Here is a 21303-nt window from a genome sequence, read left to right as displayed (position 1 = left end):
CTGCGAACACTGCGAACAGTATTTAGAACTGACGCGATATGAAAGCAGCAAAATAAAATTAATTCGGCTGAGATTTAAATTGTATCTCAGGAAGATTATTAACAGATTTAGATAAACACAAAGAAAAATTTGGTAATTATAGAATGACACGGAAAACTGTAACGTATGTTATTTTATCAGAATGGAAAAATATCTCATTGAAATAACCAATAAGGATAAATCTTATGTCGCAACTGTCATCAATAAGAAACGCACCTTATCTAACTTTATATAAAAGCGAAAGTAATACCTATACGTTAGATAGTCGAAAGGCTTGTGAGTTTATGAATATATCGTATCCGACATTAAAAAAGTGGATAGGCTCAGGTCGCTTGTCCGGCTCTCGCAAAGATCCATCAAAGTCTAAATCACCATGGCAATTCACAAGAGCGAATTGCATTGCCGCATTAAACTACAAAATGCACAATACACAAGAAAGTGTGATTTGTGCGGAAGAAGGAGAACGGAAATGTCAATCTTCCGTAGAGGTGAGTACTGGTACGCAAGTTACTCATTCAATGGTAAAAGAATTAAGGAATCGCTTGGGACAGCGGACAAAAAACAAGCGCAGGAGTTGCACGATAAGAGAAGAGCGGAGCTGTGGCGTGTAAGCGCCTTGGGTGAAACGCCAAAAGTGACGTTCGAAGTGGCGTGTACAAGATGGCTGGAAGAAAAGGCAAATAAAAAATCCCTCGATGACGACAAAACCAAAATCCTGTTTTGGTTGGATCACTTCGAAGGTGTCTATTTGTCAGACATAGACGAAACGGGCATTTATAATGCCGTCAGTAAACTAACTAATCAGAAACAGGCTGAGAATTGGGAAAAGCATGTTTCTGGCAAAAGGCGCAGGCAGGTAAAGCAAAAAATCACGCCAGTATCTGTTGCAACCAAGGCTGCGTACTTGGCGTTTATCAAATCATTGTTGCGTTCGGCGGAACGTGACTGGAAATATTTGGATAAAGCACCAAACATCAAAGTACCAAAGCCAAAGAATAACAGGATTCGCTGGCTTGAACCATATGAGGCAAAGCGTTTGATCGATGAATGCAGTGAACCTTTAAAAGCTGTTGTTACTTTCGCCCTGGCTACTGGCTTGCGCCGTTCAAATATCGTTAACTTGGAATGGTCACAGATAGACATGCAAAGAAAGGTTGCGTGGATACACCCGGATCAAACCAAATCAGGGAAGGCGCTAGGTGTGGCATTAAATGATACAGCCTGTCATGTTTTGAGGCAGCAAATAGGTAATCACCATAAATATGTGTTTGTTCACACCAAGGCAAAAAATAGATCGGATGGAACTATGACGCCAACGGTGAGGAAGATGAGAGTGGATTCCAATACTTCATTCAGAACGGCTTTAAAACGTGCAGGGATAGAAAATTTCCGTTTTCATGACTTGAGACATACGTGGGCAAGCTGGTTGATTCAAAAAGGAGTACCACTTTCAGTACTACAGGAAATGGGGGGCTGGGAATCAATTGAGATGGTGCGTCGATATGCGCATCTAGCACCTTCTCATCTGACAGAGCATGCACAACAAATTGATGCTCTATTTTACGATGAGGTCTCAAATATGTCCCACTCACATCTGTCAGTGGTGGGACATACTGAGTAACTCATTGTTTTGTATGGTGCCGGCTACCGGAGTCGAACTGGTGACCTACTGATTACAAGTCAGTTGCTCTACCAACTGAGCTAAGCCGGCGAAATTTGGCGGAAGGATAGAGATTCGAACTCTAGGATGGTTTCCCATCGGCGGTTTTCAAGACCGCTGCCTTCGACCGCTCGGCCATCCTTCCATGGCGCGAGATTATGCCTATATCGTTTTAATGTGTCTAGCCCTTAAAGAAAAAAAATCGTATTTTTTTGCTGTTTGCTTAATCTTCGATCTGCAATGGCCTTTTCATTTGCGAACCTGCTAGTATTAAGCTCAGTAAACAGGCTTATTTAACGACGGGTTGATGTCTAATCGACCAACATATATTCATACTAAAGGTTATTATCCAAAGAATGTATAAACAACCACCGATCAAGCCATCCTCTATTCCTCGTTTTTACGCGTTATTTGTCACTTTGCTTTTTACGTCTCTATTTTTATTCGGGTATAACTATTTTGATATTTGGCTGATGGAGAAAAAATATGCTATCAGTAGCGTAGCAGCTAAGATGAGATTGCAGATTAAAGATTATCGTTATCACGCAAACCATATCTTCAAACAGTCGAATACTCTGTCAATCTCCTCTCAGGAGAAAATGCCATTGTTTAAGTTGCGTCCCGATATTTATTGGCTAGAAAATAGTAATCAGTTCGTCGATGCAATTATTTTTGGTCAATATAACGACTCGACTATTCAACTTGCCCAGAGCTTATCGAGCTATCTGGAAATTCTCTGGGGAGCTCACAATGAATACTTGTCTATGTATTATCTCAATGGACAGGAGAATAATTTATTATTGTTAACGACGCACTCGGCCCTAAAACCAGAAATCAGGTTCAAGGAGAGCTATCTGACCCGGAATCCTGATGCCAGACGTATTGATATGTTGGATCAATCCATCACATTGGAAGAAAAAGAAAGCATTTCGTTCATCAATGTATTACGTGGTGAAAATATTTATTTCTATACCTATAAAGCTGCATTTAATGCAGCAGGGCAAGTAACTACTGTTATTGCTTTTGATTTGCCTATTAATAATCTTTTGCCGGTTAATATGTCACCAGCAAACTTTCGTTTGAATACGCTCAACTTATACGAACCTGAGAATCCCGATAAATTTGAAATTTCATTGAACGGTTTTTGGCTAGAGTTTTCTCAGTCACTTAATATCATGCCGTATAAATTGATTTATCAAGTTCCTTTGAAGACATTGATTGTAGACTTGTTGTTCAAAAATGTCTGGCTTTTGCTTTCAATATTGCTTTTCTTCCTGTTTTCGTTGAGTGGGTTAGTTTATATACGCAGGCGATATATTGCACCAAATGCTTCCATGAGTCTTGATTTGCAAATTAAAGACTCTCTGAACCGTGATATTATATTCAATATTCCTATTGGTGTTATGGTCTATGATTTTGAATCAAATCAGATAGTGATAAGTAATAAAACTGCAGAAAAGTTGATACCTCATCTCGAATTGAATAAAGTTAGAGCGATGGCGCAACAACATCATGGTGTAATTCAAACATCCATTGATGAAGCGATTTATGAAGTGAGAATGTATAACAATATCTTCTTGCCAGAAACTTACCTTTTTTTATTGCAAGACAAAGATCAGGAAGTCATGGCGAATAAACGATTACAACTTGCTCATAGGGAGTATGATAAAAGTATTCAAATCAGGCATGTTATGCTCTCAAATATTAACAATGAAATAAAGTATCCTATTAATAGCGTGAATGAAATTGCGATCCAATTGAAACAGTTATCACAAGATGAAAATGCACAAAATCTATTGGATAAATTGTTGGTCAAATCAGGATATATAATAGAATGGATTGAAAATATTTCATTGCTCAATGAGTTGGAATTGGATGATTGGCAGCCAAAAAATGAATTATTTTCTTTGTCATCACGGTTGGAAGATATTCTGAAAACCTTTTTACCTGCATTAAACGCTAAAGGATTGAGAGTTTATTATCATTTTAATATTCCTCGTGAATCTTTATTCATTGGAGATGCTGTAGAGTTAGATAAAATCACTACATTGTTATTTAGTTATGCAATAACGACGACCAGCTATGGTAAGATATCATTGATTGTTAATAACTCTGGTAAATATGACAACCATATTCAAATTGAGCTGATGGATAGTGGCGCTGGCTTAAGTGAAAGAGATTTGATTAGTTTAAATTATCCTTTTCTGAATAAATCAGCAGAAGATAAGTACTCTACCAATTCTGGTATGACTTTTTATTTATGTAATCAGTTGTGCAAAAGAATGGGAGGTAACCTTGATATTAAAAGTAAGTTGGGGTTGGGAACGCATTATGTCATCAATCTACCGCTGTCTCAGCATGATGATGAAAATGGCGAAACACCTCAGCTTTTGGAAGGGGTCACGGTTTTAATTGATATAAATAACCCTGAGATCAGCAAAATCATCCATACTTATCTCAATAGTTATGGTGCAGAGTACTTTGGTAGAGAGTACTTTGATAAAAGAAAAGAGAATATTACGAAAGAATACGATATTATCCTCACGGATAAACAGTACAAAGAGGAAAAACCAACTATATTATTAGTGAGTAGTTTAGCTGGATTTACGCAGTTAGAACCGGGATTGGTTCAGTGCAATTACAATTTTGTTGATGCTGTTATCAATGCAATATCGTTTCTTATCGAAGAAAGTTTAAGTTTAGATGAAGAAACCGGAGAAACATCTGAACCTGCATGTGATCTTGTTAAAAATATTGATCCGATTGAGAGCATTGATAGTAATATCTGTAATATTCTCAAAAGTTATCAAACTCAGTTGGCAGACAGTGACTATAGGAAATTATTTGCAGAGACAGTACCTATGGATATTACTAAACTGTATACTGATATAGAACGACATGATTTGAGAGCACTTTCGCAAACAGTACACCGCCTTAAGGGTGCGTTTGCTATGTTAGATTTAAAGTTTCTTAGGTCATCATGTGAGGTGTTGGAAAAACACATAGCAGACAATAATGAAGTAGAAATTAAAAATAGCATCAGCTTTATTGATTCTTTTATCATAAAGCTGTTGCAGCAAGGTAACCAATAATATGAAGAACCTGAATGTCATTATTGCCGATGACCATCCTATCGTTTTGTTTGGCATCCGCAAGTCACTTGAACAAATTGAGTGGATTAATGTGGTCGGTGAATTTGAAAATTCAACTACACTCATTAATAGTTTGCCACATATAGAAGCAGATGTTCTTATAACAGATTTGTCAATGCCCGGGGATAAATATGGTGATGGCATCACTCTGATAAAATATATTAAACGCCATTATCCTAGATTGGCCGTCATTGTCCTTACAATGAACAATAACCCAGCTATTTTAAGCGCTATACTTGAGCTTGATATTGAGGGAATAGTGTTAAAGCAAGGAGCACCAACAGATTTACCTAAAGCCCTTTCTGCTTTGCAGAAGGGTAAACAATTTACGCCTGAAAGTGTTTCTAAGTTACTAGAAAAAGTAAATGCCAATGGATATGGGGATAAACGCTTATCTCCTAAAGAGAGTGAAGTTCTACGTTTATTTGCAGAAGGTCTTCTTGTTACTGATATTGCTAAAAAACTTAATCGGAGTATTAAGACCATCAGTAGCCAGAAGAAATCAGCCATGCTAAAACTGGGCGTTGATAACGATATTGCATTGCTTAACTATTTATCTTCTGTCACCATTGACAAAGATATTGGTAACTAATCAATGTGTTATCTTTTTTAATGCAGAATCGGTAGCAGTGGTTATCGATTCTTCATTATTTAATTCATCAATGTATTCTAGTTTTAATATCACTGTATTTGATTAATGTTTCTTTTAATATAGCCAGTGATACAGGCTTTGATAGGCAGTCATTCATTCCTGCATTAACGCACCGTTGTTTTTCTTCTGCTAATGCATTGGCAGTAATGCCGATAATTGATTTTGTATAATTTCTGCTCCTCAAATATTGAGCAAGTTCATATCCATCCATATTTGGCATGTTGACATCCGTTAGAATAATATCTATTGGATTGTTTTTCAGGTATTCAATAGCATCAATACCATCGTTAGCCATTGATGCACTGAACCCTATTGAATTTAATTGGTCGACCAGTAAATTCCGATTAATAGGATGGTCATCAACTACTAATACTCTAACTGCGTTCAGGCGACTATCAGTTTGTATGGTTTTATTTGATATAGAAGGTATTAATGCAGAAACGGTTGGCAAGAAAGTATGTGCTGTTAAGAAATTATCTAGCATACTATCCAACTCACTCAGTTCATAAGTATTATATAACCAATAATTTTCTCGAATTTGTTCTGGTGGACCAATATGTTTTTCTGATATTTCTATAAAGTAGTGTACAGAAATGTTTGGTTTATTGGCTTGGTCACTAATTAGTATTTCCGTGCCATCTATTTTGCTTTCGTTATAGAGGGAGACTTGGAAATAATTCTGTACGAGGAAATTTTGCAAATATTTTTCTAGAAACTCATTGTTAATATACAATAAAATCTTATTTTTTTTCCGTTGATTGAATAGTGGTTTGGCATGATATTTTTTCCCATATAAAGGGATGCGAATGGAAAAGATACTGCCAACATATTTTTGTGAAACGAATTCAATATCGCCATCCATCAAGTTAACCAATTTTTCACAAATAGCCAGTCCCAATCCTGTACCGTGTGACGTGTTTTCCCTATTAGCGCTAATTTGAAAAAATGGCTCAAATAATTGAAGTTGTAATTTATCTTCGATTCCAATACCCGTATCTTTGATACTGATGTGTAGATAGCCATGCCTTGTTGTAACTTCAATAACGACGCAGCCAGATGCTGTGAACTTGATCGCATTGTTAAGTAGATTAGAGATGATTTGTTGTAGTCTTACCGGGTCGTTGAGAATGATGTCGGGAACTTCTGGTTTTATATAGCAATATAAACCCAATCCTTTTTTTGCTGTGAGGGGAAGGTAGTTTGAAATCACATGAGAGATTATCTCTCTGCAACTGAAATCTTTCGGTTCAATTTTTAATTGATTAGATTCTATTTTAGAAAAGTCGAGAATATCACTGATGATTTTTAGTAATAATGATGATGAGTTATTCATCGTTGCCAGTAATCGTGCAGATTCTGATGATAATGAATGAGACTGCATGAGTTCCAGATTACCAATTATTCCATATAGAGGTGTCCTTAGCTCATGACTAACGGTTGCAAGAAACATCGATTTTGCCTGATTGGCTTGTTCTGCTGCTGAAGCCATTTCCTGTAAAGATTTTTCCATTTTTACACGGGTACTGACATCTATCAGTACACAAATTGCGACTTCTTCATTGCGATAGCGTGAGTGTACGAAACTAATTTGTAGGTGATTATTGTTACGGGTGACGACATCAATATAGCTGCTGGTTTGATCGCAAATGATGTCGACAATGCGTTTTTGATCTTCATACGTCAGCATCCGGGTATAGTTATGCGCTAACTCATTACTCAGAATATTAGCACCATCACTGACTCTTAAGATGCTGATCCCCACAGGGGCTGAGGCGACAATTTTATGGTTAAATTGTTCATGTTCTTCAAGGCGGATTGCATTGTCTTGGGCTGGCGAAAACATTTTTCTTTCAAATAGCCAAACCAAAAAGATGATTGAGATCGCAGAAATAATATTTAATATAATACTATGAATTATATTGGCTTTTAGTTCATTATAAATAGTTTTTAGTGGTAATGAATAGACAATGTATAATGATGAGGGTGATAAACGCCGTACTAATAACAAGGAGGTAAAATTTTCATCGTAACCAAAATAAGGTGATTTCATATTCTCGAATGGGAGCTTGCTACTATTTTTTGCAGGGTATTCTAATAAAAGCTGATTTGATTCATTTAGTAGCGCGGTATGGATAGGCCGCTCTCTTTTGAATAGAAAGTTTTCTAGCATGATAGTTTTTTCGAGACCTACTATACCAATCATTTTTCCATTAAGATAAACAGGAGTAATAACATAAATAGTACCATTATCTATTCTTGCATTGGGCAGAATCCAAAAGATAGTTTGTTCTTTTGCCTGTTCTTTCATATTTTGTAGCCTACGGGTGTTTTCATAGATTATCTTTTTTAGCTTATCTGGCTCCATCATATTGTTGTTAGAGTATAGATGCACCATGCAATAGCTTGAGGTTTCAACGAAAAAAATCTGACTTATTCCGCGCATACCAGCAAGAATATCTTTCCAAAATAAAAGTTGTTTACTTACTGGGATTAAATAATTATGTGTGCTTTCACGTAAAAGATGACAATTGGAATTTGTATTTAGGGGAATGTATGAGGTAATAGGTTTATGAGGCGTCGGTGTAACAGTTAGATCTTTTGCATCCTCTCGTGATAAAAATTTTTCAGTCATAAATTGAATATCACGCAGGATACTGGTGATATGCCGCATATAAGAAAACGTTGTGTCATAGTTACTATTATAATCTTGGCGAATATCTGATTTAACCCCATTAAAAAGATTTGCTAAATAAAAACTGGTTAATAAGGCGCCGAGTGCCCATAACATAAATCCAAGTACCCGAAAAAGGTAGCGGGATATCTTTAAGGACGTTCGGAAAGAAGATAAATATCTCAAGAGATCGCCTGATGGAAAATATGATTAATACTGATTACAGCATATACTAGTGTAGCAGGGAATACAAAGTAGCATTTAGTTATTACTGGTTCTTGCTAAAAAATTATGTAAAAAAGCAGGCGCTAAGTGCCTGCTCTATTTGACAGCTATACAGCTGAATCAAAATAAAATAAGTGAATTACACTTAATTTACTGAATCATTATGTTCTTCATCAGAAGAAATTGCTGTATTACCATCCTCATCTTCGTCATCAGGCTCAGCTACACGTTGTAGGCCAACAACTTTTTCGTCTTCTGTGGTACGGATCAGCGTAACACCTTGTGTATTACGACCAACAACACTGACTTCAGACACACGGGTTCTCACCAATGTACCTGCATCAGTAATCATCATGATTTGATCAGTTGTCTCTACTTGAATTGCACCGATCACGTTGCCGTTACGTTCGCTGACTTTAATTGAAATAACGCCTTGGGTTGCTCGGGATTTTGTCGGGTATTCACCTTCGGCCGTACGTTTGCCATAACCATTTTCGGTAACGGTCAGAATTTCTCCTTCCCCACGAGGAATGATCAGCGAAACAACTTTATCACCTTCACTGAGTTTGATACCACGAACTCCAGTTGCGGTGCGTCCCATTGCACGTACACCTTTTACGCGGACAGTACCGTCTTCCAGCGTTTCTTCCTCTTCTTCAAGGAAACGAACGACTTTGCCTTGTGCAGAGAACAGCATGACTTCGTTGCTGCCATCTGTCAGGTCAACACCGATTAGCTCGTCTCCTTCATTCAGGTTCACTGCAATGATACCGGCACTGCGTGGACGGCTGAATTCGCTGAGTTTGGTCTTCTTCACAATACCACTTGCTGTTGCCATGAAGATATTCAACCCATCTTCATATTCACGCACTGGTAAAATGGCTGTAATACGTTCGTTCTGATCCAATGGCAGAAGGTTGACAATTGGACGACCACGGGCACCACGGCTCGCTTCCGGCAACTGATATACCTTCATCCAGTACATCTTGCCTTTATTTGAGAAGCAGAGAATGGTGTCGTGGGTATTGGCTACCAGCAAACGCTCAATGAAGTCTTCTTCTTTGGTACGTGCAGCTGATTTGCCCTTGCCGCCACGACGCTGTGCTTCGTAATCAGACAGTGGCTGGTATTTGACGTATCCCTGATGGGATAGTGTGACCACAACATCTTCCTGAGTAATCAGGTCTTCAATGTTGATATCTGCTGAATTCTCAGTCAGCTCAGTCCGACGGGCATCGTTATACTGCTCTTTGATAACCAGCAGTTCTTCACGAATAACTTCCATCAAGCGTTCCGGGTTTTCCAAAATGAACAGGAGTTCAGCAATAGCTTTCAGCAGTTCACGATACTCATCAAGCAGTTTTTCATGCTCAAGCCCGGTCAGTTTTTGCAGACGCAGATCCAAAATGGCCTGTGCTTGCTGTTCGGTCAGATAATATTTACCGTCATGGATACCGTACTGTGGTTCCAGCCATTCAGGACGGGCAGCATCGTCACCTGCTTGTTCCAGCATAGAGGCAACATTGCCTAACTCCCACGCTTGGGAAATCAAGCTGGCTTTCGCTTCAGCAGGAGTAGAAGCGCGACGGATCAATTCGATAACAGGATCGATGTTTACCAGAGCAATAGCCAGTGCTTCAAGGATATGGGCACGTTCGCGAGCTTTGCGCAGTTCAAAAATTGTCCGGCGCGTGACTACTTCACGACGATGGCAAACAAACGCAGAAAGGATATCTTTCAGATTGAGTAACTTAGGCTGTCCTTGATGCAGGGCAACCATGTTGACACCAAATGAAACCTGCAATTGAGTCAGTGAATACAGATTATTCAGGACAACTTCACCAACCGCATCACGTTTTACTTCGATAACGATGCGCATTCCATCTTTATCGGATTCGTCACGCAGTGCACTGATCCCCTCAATACGCTTCTCTTTTACCAGTTCAGCCATTTTTTCGATCAGTCGGGCTTTATTGACCTGATAAGGGATTTCATTGACGATAATGGTTTCGCGGCCATTTTTTTCGTCAGTTTCAATTTCTGCGCGGGCGCGGATGTAGATTTTACCGCGGCCTGTACGATAGGCTTCCTGAATGCCACGACGCCCGTTGATAATAGCAGCCGTAGGGAAGTCTGGACCCGGAATATATTCCATCAGGCCTTCAATACTAATGTTTTCATCATCAATATAAGCCAGACAGCCGTCGATCACCTCAGATAAGTTATGAGGTGGAATATTGGTTGCCATGCCGACCGCTATCCCTGATGAGCCATTCACCAGCAAATTGGGAATACGGGTTGGCATTACCTCGGGGATTTGCTCTGTGCCATCATAGTTGGGCACGAAGTCGACAGTTTCTTTTTCTAAGTCCGCCAGCAATTCATGGGCAATTTTTGCCATGCGCACTTCGGTGTAACGCATCGCTGCCGCAGAATCGCCATCTACTGACCCAAAGTTCCCCTGACCGTCAACCAGCATGTAGCGCATGGAGAATGGTTGTGCCAGACGAACAATCGTGTCATAAACAGCGCTGTCACCATGTGGATGGTATTTACCGATAACATCCCCAACAACGCGGGCAGATTTCTTATAAGGTTTATTCCAATCATTTCCTAATACATTCATAGCGAAAAGTACGCGGCGGTGTACTGGCTTCAGTCCGTCCCGAACATCTGGCAGTGCGCGTCCAACAATAACGGACATCGCATAATCCAGATACGAGCTTTTCAGCTCTTCTTCGATATTGACCGGTGTGATTTCTCTGGCAATGTCGCTCATGGAGCCACTGTCCCTCATACTCCGAATTCAAAGGCTTAGAATTATACCACAAATTGACAGTTTTATAAAAACCTGATGCGGGTATTTCAAGATTAAGGCATGTATAATAGTTTTCTATCACACATCCCCATAATACTGTTACATTTTCTGTGAATCAGTTTTCTGTGCACCAGTTTTCTGTGAAGCAGTTCCTAGGAGCGATATTGCTGATGAACGTCAAAACTCCCGATTCACACACTCAGTCCCATGCTAATGTGGATCAGCAGGAAATCGAAAAATTTGAAGCCGTTGCTTCTCGTTGGTGGGATCTGGAAGGTGAATTCAAGCCGTTGCACCGCATCAACCCACTGCGTTTGAACTACATTTTGCAACATGCTGACGGCCTTTTTGGTAAGAAAGTGCTGGATGTTGGATGTGGCGGCGGCATTCTGTCAGAAAGCATGGCACGCGAAGGTGCGGAAGTGACAGGGCTGGATATGGGTTTTGAACCCCTGCAAGTTGCCCGTTTGCATGCGTTGGAATCCGGCGTTTCCGTTTCTTATGTTCAGGAGACGGTAGAAAGCCATGCTGAGCAGCACCAGAATGCTTATGACGTCGTGACCTGCCTGGAAATGCTTGAACATGTGCCAGATCCCGAGTCCGTGGTTCGTGCTTGTGCCAAATTAATAAAACCCGGTGGTCACGTATTCTTTTCAACGATTAATCGAAACCGGAAAGCTTGGCTGATGGCTGTTGTTGGCGCTGAATATATATTGAATATGGTGCCAAAAGGCACACATGATGCGAAAAAATTCATTCGTCCTTCTGAACTGATTAGTTGGATTGATAAGACAAGTCTGAAAGAGCAACATATCATTGGATTACATTACAACCCGTTAACAGACAAATTTCGACTTGGGCACAATGTAGACGTGAATTATATGCTGCACACTCAATCTGCCTGACTAAGATAGCTAAGGGATTAATAAAGCGGCAATTAGATATTTTTTTTAAGATTTTATTTTCCCCGTTATGCCGATAGCCTTATGAAAGTAACATCAAGTAACTACGCAGGTTATCGGCTTTTTGCCAAAATTAATCCTCAAGTTATCCACAAAACTTCTCGATCTTGTACACTTGATAAAACCCGAATTTAACATTATCTTGTTATTACCGTTTTAATCACCCCCTATATATTGTGTTTCTTGTCACCTTGTAGTAGCAACTTAAACTGATAGTAGCAACAGTAATAGCGAAAACAGTAGCGAAATAGTAGTGGATTGTAGCTAACCCCCTGACTGGCTCTCTGCCATTCTGGGTGCATCGTGCTGTCAAGAGGTCAAGGAAAGCGATATAGGCAAGATACGAAAAGAGAGAAGGTGTATTTCCCCATGAACCAGAGTCTGCTAGTTACCAAACGTGATGGACATAAAGAACAAATTGATCTTGATAAAATTCACCGGGTTGTTGCCTGGGCTGCCGAAGGTCTGAAAAATGTCTCAGTATCACAAGTAGAACTGCGTTCCCAGATTCAATTTTACGATGGTATCAAAACATCTGATATCCATGAAACCATGATCAAAGCTTCAGCTGACCTGATCTCCGGTGATGCTCCTGATTATCAGTATCTGGCGGCACGTCTGGCGATCTTCCACCTGCGTAAAAAAGCCTATGGTCAGTTTGAGCCACCTGCGCTGTATGATCATGTCGTAAACATGGTTAATTTGGGTAAATACGACAAACATTTGCTGGAAGACTATTCCCAAGAAGAATTTGAGCAAATGGATAGTTTTATTGATCATTTGCGTGATATGAATTTCTCTTATGCAGCGGTCAAGCAGCTGGAAGGGAAATATTTAGTACAAAATCGTGTAACTGGTGAGATTTACGAAAGTGCTCAATTCCTTTACATTTTGGTTGCTGCGTGCTTGTTTTCCACTTATCCAAAAGAAACGCGCTTGGGCTATATCCGTCGTTTCTACGATGCGGTTTCCACCTTTAAAATTTCACTGCCAACGCCAATCATGGCGGGGGTTCGTACACCAACTCGTCAATTCAGTTCCTGTGTTCTGATTGAGTGTGGTGATAGTCTGGATTCAATCAATGCGACATCCAGCGCAATTGTTAAATATGTTTCCCAACGTGCTGGCATTGGTGTAAACGCGGGTCGCATCCGTGCATTGGGCAGCCCAATCCGTGGTGGTGAAGCTTTCCATACCGGTTGTATCCCATTCTACAAACATTTCCAGACTGCGGTGAAATCTTGTTCTCAAGGTGGCGTTCGTGGTGGTGCAGCAACATTGTTCTATCCGCTTTGGCATCTGGAAGTAGAAAGCCTGTTGGTACTGAAAAACAACCGTGGTGTTGAAGGCAACCGCGTTCGTCACATGGACTACGGTGTACAAATTAATAAACTGATGTATGAGCGCCTGATTAAAGGGGCAGATATTTCTCTGTTCAGCCCGTCTGATGTTCCGGGATTGTACGATGCCTTCTTTGCGGATCAGGAGGAGTTTGAGCGTCTGTATACTCAGTATGAAAATGACAGCAATATCCGTAAAGAGCGAATTAAAGCGGTTGAACTGTTCTCATTGATGATGCAAGAACGTGCTTCAACGGGCCGTATTTACATTCAGAACGTTGACCACTGCAATACTCACAGTCCGTTTGACCCAGCTATTGCGCCTGTTCGTCAATCGAATTTATGTCTGGAGATTGCATTGCCAACTAAGCCGTTGAGCGATATAAACGATCAGAAGGGCGAAATTGCACTGTGTACGTTGTCTGCCTTCAATCTGGGTGCCATCAAAAATCTGACTGAGTTGGAAGAATTGTCGGAGTTAGCTGTCCGTGCTCTGGATTCCTTGCTGGATTACCAAGATTATCCAATTGTCGCCGCACAACAAGGTTCGATGGGACGCCGGACTCTGGGTATTGGTGTAATTAACTTCGCTTATTATCTGGCAAAACATGGCGTACGTTATTCTGATGGCAGTGCGAATAACCTGACTCATAAAACATTTGAAACTATTCAGTACTATTTGCTGAAAGCCTCAAATGAACTGGCGAAAGAGAAGGGTGCTTGTCCGTGGTTTGGTGAAACTACTTACGCACAAGGTATTTTGCCGATTGATACTTACAAAAAGACACTGGATACCCTGACCAACGAGCCTTTACACATGGATTGGGAAGCTCTGCGTCGTGACATTCAACAATACGGCCTGCGTAACTCAACATTGTCTGCCTTGATGCCGTCAGAGACCTCTTCGCAGATCTCTAATGCGACCAACGGCATTGAACCACCACGTGGTTATATCAGTGTAAAAGCATCCAAAGACGGTATTCTGCGTCAAGTCGTACCAGATTATGACCTACTGAAAGGGGCTTACGAGTTGCTGTGGCAAATGCCGAACAACGATGGTTACCTACAGTTAGTAGGGATCATGCAAAAATTCATCGATCAGTCGATTTCTGCCAATACTAACTATGATCCGGCACGTTTCCCTAATGGCAAGGTTCCGATGAACCAATTGCTGAAAGATTTACTGCTCGCTTACAAATACGGTGTGAAGACATTGTATTACCACAATACCCGTGATGGAGCAGAAGATGTTCAGGGTGATCTGGAAGAAGTTGTTGAGTCAGCGGATTCCGATTGTGAAGGCGGCGCGTGTAAGATTTAATTTGAGGAAGCTATGTCCTATACTACTTTTTCGCAAGTAAAAAATGATCAGCTACAAGAACCGATGTTTTTCGGTCAGTCTGTTAACGTGGCGCGTTTTGATCAGCAAAAATATCCTATTTTTGAGAAGTTGATCGAAAAACAACTCTCCTTCTTCTGGCGGCCAGAAGAAGTGGATGTTTCTCGAGATCGCATTGACTATAACGCGCTGCCGGATCATGAAAAGCACATTTTCATCAGCAATCTGAAATACCAGACGCTGTTGGATTCTATTCAGGGTCGTAGCCCGAATGTGGCTTTTCTGCCATTGATTTCCATTCCTGAATTGGAAACATGGGTTGAAACGTGGTCGTTTTCAGAAACGATTCACTCGCGTTCTTACACGCACATTATCCGTAATATCGTTAACGATCCTTCTATCGTATTTGATGATATTGTGGAAAACGAACAGATTCTAAAACGCGCAAAAGACATTTCCGCGTATTACGATGATCTGATCGAAATGACCAACTATTATCATCAGTTGGGTGAAGGAACATTTGATGTTGCGGGCAAAATTATTACCGTTAGTTTGCGTGAATTGAAAAAGCAACTTTACTTGTGTTTGATGAGCGTTAACGCTTTAGAGGCTATCCGCTTCTATGTCAGTTTTGCATGCTCATTTGCTTTTGCTGAACGTGAATTAATGGAAGGTAACGCCAAAATCATCAAACTGATTGCCCGTGATGAAGCATTGCATTTAACGGGAACGCAGCACATGTTAAACCTGTTACGCTCTGGTCAGGATGATCCTGAAATGGCGGAAATAGCCAAAGAGTGTGAACAAAAGTGCTATGACCTGTTCGTACAGGCAGCAGAACAGGAAAAAGAGTGGGCTGATTATTTGTTTAAAGATGGTTCCATGATCGGCCTGAACAAAGATATTCTGTGCCAGTATGTCGAATATATCACCAATATTCGTATGCAGGCAGTTGGCTTGAAGCTACCGTTTGAAACTCGCTCCAATCCGATCCCATGGATTAATGCGTGGCTAGTTTCTGATAATGTTCAAGTGGCTCCACAGGAAGTCGAAGTCAGCTCTTACTTGGTTGGTCAGATTGATTCGGAAGTCAATACTGAGGATCTCAGCGGTTTCGAACTCTGATATGGCTGATTACAAAGTCACCCTGCCGTCACGGCAGGGTTTATATATCCATTATTCTTCAGGCTTCCACGGTAATTTGTTGGAAGCGCTGGAACACGGTAAAGTTCAGCTCGAATACCAATGTCGACAAGGGTATTGCGGTTCTTGTCGTGTCCGTTTGGTGAAAGGGAAAGTAGGATATCCTTGTAAGCCATTAGCATTTGTCAATGAAGGGGAAATTTTACCTTGTAGCTGTTATCCACTGACAGATATTGAAATTGAACCATAATTTACCTTAAGTTAACGCTGTCTTATTGGTAAGCAAGATATATCCTTCATTTTCAAGTTGCAATTTTGAGTCGTGTATTAAATGATTAATTGTTGTGATTGACGCCCTATTTTTCGTTATGAAGCATAAACATGGCTAAAGTTGACGTTTACTGTCGTTATTGTCACAAATCAAAAGAGGTTAAAGGGCATGGTAAAAGAAACGGAGGCCATCCCCGTTATCGCTGCTATGCCTGCTGTAAGGTATTCCACAGTTGGAATACACCTACCGAGCCTGCAAACCCGGAGTTAAAGAGCAAATTGTCGATATGGCGATGAATAACTCAGGTATTCGCGATACTGCCTGTGTGCTGAAAGTCTCGACAGTAACAGCCATGAAAACCCTTAAAAACTCACCTCCCGAAACGTGACAACGCTTCCCCTTGATGGAAGTGACATTCAGCTCCTTTGTGAAATGGATGAACAGGGGGCTTTTGCAGGGCTAACGCATGAATGCTAGTAAAATGAGCTAAGTGATTGAAAGTGAGTTTTTAACATAGACAGATATATTTATTTTTGTACAAAATAAAGACATTATTGCTAACAAAGATTATTTATTCAGTGTAAAAAACGTTCATGCGTTAGCCTTGGAGGCTTTTGTGATCAGCGCTGGCTCTGGTATGCTTGGGAGCCCTGTCTAAAACGGATAGTCGCCCATATTTTTGGTGACCGCAGCAAAAAAACGCTCAATAAACTTCTCGTACTCTTAGCGCCTTTTAATATCCGGTTTTACTGTACGGATAATTATTCTGTTTATGGCTGTCTTCCTGAAAAAGAACATCTTGTTGGAAAGACGTTTACCCAACGCATAGAAAGAAACAATTTGAGTCATCGTACCCGAGTTAAAAGGCTGAATCGAAAAACAACAGGTTATTTCAAATCTGAGGAAATGCACGATAAAGTGATAGGGACTTTCATTGAGCGTGAGCATTATTTTTAATGAGTAATACAACTATCTAATACATGACCAGCAAAACAATGAAGGAGAACCTTAATGAAGAACTGCAATAATCAAGGAGAACAATGATGTATAAAATTGATTGTAATTCATATCGTTCAACTAAAAGTTTTAACAGGCGTTCCCGCTTTTTAGTTATGCACTATACAGCCTTGAACTTTGAAAAATCTGTCCAGGCATTGACAGGGAAGTTAGTCAGCGCCCATTACCTAATACCAAATCCAGATGATCCGACTTATCGGGCGGCTGGATTTGATAAAATCCATATATTCAATTTGGTCGATGAACTTGAAAGGGCTTGGCATGCTGGAATAAGTTCTTGGGCAGGACGAGAAGGGTTGAATGATACATCCATTGGTATTGAGATTGTGAATGAAGCCAGCAATAATTCTGGTGTTTTCACTTTCCCGCCTTATCACCCCGATCAAATCGTGGCGATTAAAGAGCTGGCTATAAATATCTTACAACGTTATCCAGATATTAAACCGACTCATGTTGTCGGACATTCAGATATTTCATGGCAAAGAAAAACTGATCCGGGCCCATCTTTCCCGTGGAAAGAGTTATATGATGCGGGAGTCGGAGCATGGTATGACGAAGAAACGAAACAAAAATATATTGAGCAATTTGAGCATGGTTTACCTGATGTTGTTGAGGTTTTAGAAAAATTCAAACGTTATGGTTATGATATTACCGGAACAGACGAAGAAGAAAATTTTCAATCTCTAATCAAAGCGTTTCAAATGCACTTTCGACCGTCACATTATGATGGTGTAATAGATATAGAAACCATTGCCATTTTATATTCCTTGGTTGAAAAATATTTTGATAATAAATCATAAATTCTGATGAAATATATTTTATAAATTTCAAAATGCAGTTCACTAATTGAGCTGCAGCTTGAAAGAAGAAGGATAGAGAAATAGTTTTATTTGTCACTATCTTATATCATTAATACTATTGGAGAATTATTCAATGATAACGGTTTGGGGACGAAAAACCTCATCTAATGTTCAGGCATTGATGTGGTGCATTGGTGAATTAGGACTTTCTTTTACTCGCTATGATATTGGACATAAATATGGCGGTAATAACACTGCAGAATTTCTGGCCATGAATCCGAATGGAACTGTCCCGGTTATCAAAGATGATAATAATAACGATGGTAATAGTACACCAATTTGGGAAACTGGAGCTATTCTGCGCTATCTTGCTAACCGATATGCAAAACCGCCTTTTTGGTCAGAAGATCTGGAAACTCGTACCCATGTAGATAAGTGGGCTGAATGGTCGAAAATTAATATAGCCCTTAATTTTACTGCTCCCATTTTCTGGCAGGTAGTTCGCACTGCACCACAGCATCAAAATCAGGAAGAAATAGCTAAGGCAATTGATAAATTGGGCAGCATGTTAAATATTGCTGAGATGCAACTTGAAAAACAAAAATTTATTGCTGGTGACCATTTTTCCCTTGCAGATATACAGTTTGGCCATACACTTTATCGGTATTTCGATATAAGAATTAATCGTCCGATGCATCCTGCCCTTATCGGTTATTACAATCGGTTAACTGAAAGGCCTGCATTCAAAAAGCATATCATGGTTTCTTATGAAGAGTTAAGAGTAACCTGAATATACATATTATTATTCAGATGATCGTTTTATTAAGATGTTATTTATATAAATACTTACTCAATTTATTTTAATTTGTTATGAATTGTTATCTATGTATATAGATGATTTATTTAAAGTCTAAATGTAATCTAATTAAATGTAATTGATTATTAAGATATATCCTAAAATTTAAAATTGATTCTATTTTTGTATAATAATTTGATAAATATATATTTTTTTAAAATTAAGTCTCTTGTTTTGTATGGATATGCAGATAATTTATTAACTTTTGGTAAAACTGAATTTTTTGTAACAAATTGAATTTTAATTAAATTTATAACAAATGTAAGTTTTGTGGATATAGTTAGATTTTTATTATCAAAAGTTGAATTATGAATATAGGGCTTGTATATTCCGCAAGCTTTATTTTTCCAAATGAAAGATTAAAACCACCGTCTTTAGACGGTAACCTTGAACTTAAATACTTTGACGTATGCGCGTTTAGACAGGACGGTTTGACGACTTTCAGTCGTCAGTCCTAGCTGCGCTAACCCACCGACTTTAGTCGGTGGTAGTTTAGTCTGATAGGGCGAATACATCGTATAAATGAAAGAGAATTTTTACTTATGAAAAAAATACTATTGACAGCTGCTATTACTGCGGGATTATCTATACTTGCTTTTAATGCCAACGCCAGCCATAGTAATAAAAATACTATTTCTTTGGGTTATGCTCAGAGCAATGGATCGTTAAAAAATAATATTGAAATCTATCATAATGATAAGAAGATGAGTACAAATCAGCATGGGTTAAACTTAAAATATCGCTATGAGTTCAATGAGCATTTTGGTGTTATCAGCTCATTAACTTATACTCAAAATGTACATAAGTATGACTACTATGGTTCATCTTCAAAATTCGAATGGAAAAATACTTCTCTGATGGCTGGCCCAACATATCGCTTTAATGATTATATTAGTGCATATGGATTGATTGGTGCGACCCATAGTAAAGTGGGTATTTCTGATGCAGAAGTTAATAATTTCGAGACGAAAACATCATTATCTTATGGCGCAGGCTTACAATTTAATCCTGCTTCAAATTGGGCTGTTGATGCTTCATATTCATATACTAACTTAAAATACGCCAAGCTTGGTACTTGGGTATTAGGTGTTGGTTATCGCTTCTAAGTTATCCTCACTTATACTTGTTATTTTTCTTTATTTATAAACCTCATTCTAATATTTGTTTGAATTTTAATGAGAAGTTTTTAGATGCTCATTTTTGCCTGAATTTTTAGTGATAAGATTTGGGCTTTTTATTATTGATGTAATATTTATTCGTGTTATTTATATAAATAAGCTATCTTATAAAGATTTTTCAGACGGTAGTTCAATGAGTAGTGCGTAAATAACGAAATGGGAAGGAAGCATTTAACTCAGAGCTGTATCAACAATAAAAAAACCAGTTCTTTTTTGAACTGGCTTATCTCTGTACTGTGACAGAGCTTACATAAAGCGAGTTGCTGATAACCGGATAACAACGTTGTGTACATTTGAGAGGAAAGATTTTACAGATTTCATGATGATTTCCTTTAAAGGGTTATAAATTGTGATTTACTTCACGAAAACCTAAATTCTGAGGAGGATTTTATGCTCAAAACAAAAAGAGTCAAGGTATTTATTAAAATATTTATTTAAAAATTAAAAAAAATTTGCAAAGTTAATCAAGTTGCTGAAATTTAATGATTTATTTGCTTTTTATTTTTCTATGATCCCATTAAAATTGCAACTCCGCTGATTTTCTCTTCATCTATACTTGATGTGTGGATTGTTTTTTAGACAAAAATCCACCCTGATACTCGATCTAATTGTGGAGGAAATGAATGGAAATCAGTGAAAGTGGTATTAATAAGCTCAAAAATTACGAAGGATTGAGATTGAGAGCATATTCAGATTCTGTTACTGGAGCGGAGCCATGGACAATCGGATATGGTCATATAAGGGGAGTAAAGTCTGGACAAGTGATTACTATGCAGCAAGCTGACGCGTTTCTGTATCAAGATCTTGTTCCTATTTATGGAGCTATTCAACGGCTGGTTAAAGTACCTCTAACACAAGGGCAATTTGATGCCTTGTGTTCGTTTATTTTCAATTTGGGAATTGGTAATTTTACTCATTCAACATTGTTGAAAAAATTGAATGTAGGTGATTACCAAGGTGCGGCAGGGGAGTTTTTGAAATGGGATCGCGTCGATGGATATGGGTTAGCGGATTTACGTATGCGAAGAGAATCTGAGCAACAAACATTTTTATCATAAAATATTCATTATATTTCAAGTTGCAATGCAACCAGCAACACCGCAACTTGAAAGATGATGGATATAAAGCTTGGATTTGATGGCGCTATACACGACCAAGCTGTTACTAATAAATTAATTGA

14 protein-coding genes, 2 tRNA genes and 2 pseudogenes are annotated in these 21303 nt (G+C 39.0%); 14 read left to right on the top strand and 4 right to left on the bottom strand.

Annotation, left to right across the window (positions count from 1 at the left end):
* The first annotated feature begins 181 nt into the window (after nucleotides 1-181).
* Together PSI23_RS23665 and PSI23_RS12880 are read left to right on the top strand one after the other, a co-directional pair.
* On the top strand, nucleotides 182-274 hold the full coding sequence (locus tag PSI23_RS23665) for a DUF4060 family protein (RefSeq protein WP_507232773.1): 93 nt from the start codon (nucleotides 182-184) through the stop codon (nucleotides 272-274).
* 234 nt (nucleotides 275-508) lie between these two features.
* Nucleotides 509-1660 (top strand): tyrosine-type recombinase/integrase, encoded by a 1152-nt coding sequence (locus PSI23_RS12880; RefSeq protein ID WP_273555468.1) that lies wholly within the window; start codon nucleotides 509-511, stop codon nucleotides 1658-1660.
* A 14-nt stretch (nucleotides 1661-1674) separates the two neighbouring features.
* On the opposite strand, the gene PSI23_RS12875 is transcribed toward PSI23_RS12880, so the two are convergent.
* Nucleotides 1675-1750: transfer RNA gene (locus PSI23_RS12875), tRNA-Thr, on the bottom strand.
* A 6-nt stretch (nucleotides 1751-1756) separates the two neighbouring features.
* A tRNA-Ser gene (locus tag PSI23_RS12870) sits at nucleotides 1757-1844 on the bottom strand.
* Nucleotides 1845-2055: 211 nt separating this feature from the next.
* On the opposite strand from PSI23_RS12870, the gene rcsD reads away from it, so the two are divergent.
* Nucleotides 2056-4791: a phosphotransferase RcsD gene (rcsD, locus tag PSI23_RS12865; RefSeq protein WP_273555467.1), complete on the top strand. Its 2736-nt coding sequence runs from the start codon at nucleotides 2056-2058 to the stop codon at nucleotides 4789-4791.
* 1 nt (nucleotide 4792) lies between these two features.
* Entirely contained in the window at nucleotides 4793-5443 is a 651-nt protein-coding gene (gene rcsB / locus PSI23_RS12860) for a response regulator transcription factor RcsB (protein WP_273555466.1), read from the top strand.
* 67 nt (nucleotides 5444-5510) lie between these two features.
* Here rcsB and rcsC read toward each other — a convergent pair whose 3' ends face one another.
* The gene (rcsC, locus tag PSI23_RS12855) at nucleotides 5511-8360 is read right to left on the bottom strand and encodes a two-component system sensor histidine kinase RcsC (RefSeq protein WP_273555465.1); all 2850 of its coding nucleotides are present in this window, start codon (nucleotides 8358-8360) and stop codon (nucleotides 5511-5513) included.
* Nucleotides 8361-8544: 184 nt separating this feature from the next.
* Nucleotides 8545-11178 (bottom strand): DNA topoisomerase (ATP-hydrolyzing) subunit A, encoded by a 2634-nt coding sequence (gene gyrA, locus PSI23_RS12850; RefSeq protein ID WP_273555464.1) that lies wholly within the window; start codon nucleotides 11176-11178, stop codon nucleotides 8545-8547.
* A 209-nt stretch (nucleotides 11179-11387) separates the two neighbouring features.
* On the opposite strand from gyrA, the gene ubiG reads away from it, so the two are divergent.
* The 10 genes and pseudogenes from ubiG to PSI23_RS12800 all read left to right on the top strand — a co-directional run bounded on the left by ubiG (nucleotide 11388) and on the right by PSI23_RS12800 (nucleotide 21181).
* A complete protein-coding gene (gene ubiG, locus PSI23_RS12845; protein WP_273555463.1) occupies nucleotides 11388-12122 on the top strand; it encodes a bifunctional 2-polyprenyl-6-hydroxyphenol methylase/3-demethylubiquinol 3-O-methyltransferase UbiG in 735 nt (244 codons plus the stop codon).
* 426 nt (nucleotides 12123-12548) lie between these two features.
* Nucleotides 12549-14840, top strand: coding sequence for a class 1a ribonucleoside-diphosphate reductase subunit alpha (nrdA, locus tag PSI23_RS12840; protein ID WP_273555462.1), 2292 nt, complete (start codon nucleotides 12549-12551; stop codon nucleotides 14838-14840).
* Nucleotides 14841-14852: 12 nt separating this feature from the next.
* Entirely contained in the window at nucleotides 14853-15983 is a 1131-nt protein-coding gene (nrdB, locus tag PSI23_RS12835) for a class Ia ribonucleoside-diphosphate reductase subunit beta (RefSeq protein ID WP_273555461.1), read from the top strand.
* Between the two features lies 1 nt (nucleotide 15984).
* Nucleotides 15985-16251: a class I ribonucleotide reductase maintenance protein YfaE gene (gene yfaE, locus PSI23_RS12830; RefSeq protein ID WP_273555460.1), complete on the top strand. Its 267-nt coding sequence runs from the start codon at nucleotides 15985-15987 to the stop codon at nucleotides 16249-16251.
* 131 nt (nucleotides 16252-16382) lie between these two features.
* A pseudogene (locus tag PSI23_RS23475) lies at nucleotides 16383-16744 on the top strand (IS1-like element transposase); the annotation flags it as partial.
* Nucleotides 16745-16887: 143 nt separating this feature from the next.
* A pseudogene (locus PSI23_RS12820) lies at nucleotides 16888-17229 on the top strand (IS1 family transposase); the annotation flags it as partial.
* Between the two features lie 86 nt (nucleotides 17230-17315).
* Entirely contained in the window at nucleotides 17316-18089 is a 774-nt protein-coding gene (locus PSI23_RS12815; RefSeq protein WP_273555470.1) for an N-acetylmuramoyl-L-alanine amidase, read from the top strand.
* A 133-nt stretch (nucleotides 18090-18222) separates the two neighbouring features.
* Nucleotides 18223-18879, top strand: a complete 657-nt coding sequence (locus PSI23_RS12810; protein ID WP_273555459.1) for a glutathione S-transferase family protein — start codon at nucleotides 18223-18225, stop codon at nucleotides 18877-18879.
* Nucleotides 18880-19487: 608 nt separating this feature from the next.
* Nucleotides 19488-20051: an Ail/Lom family outer membrane beta-barrel protein gene (locus PSI23_RS12805; protein WP_273555458.1), complete on the top strand. Its 564-nt coding sequence runs from the start codon at nucleotides 19488-19490 to the stop codon at nucleotides 20049-20051.
* Between the two features lie 695 nt (nucleotides 20052-20746).
* Complete coding sequence (locus PSI23_RS12800; RefSeq protein ID WP_273555457.1) at nucleotides 20747-21181, top strand: lysozyme; 435 nt, start codon at nucleotides 20747-20749, stop codon at nucleotides 21179-21181.
* The last annotated feature ends 122 nt before the right edge of the window (nucleotides 21182-21303 follow it).

Origin of the sequence: Xenorhabdus yunnanensis (assembly GCF_028598805.1) — a bacterium.
GTDB classification, from domain to species: Bacteria; Pseudomonadota; Gammaproteobacteria; order Enterobacterales; family Enterobacteriaceae; genus Xenorhabdus; species Xenorhabdus yunnanensis.
Note: the sequence above shows the minus strand (reverse complement) of the source record. Positions and strands in the feature narration are given on the sequence as shown.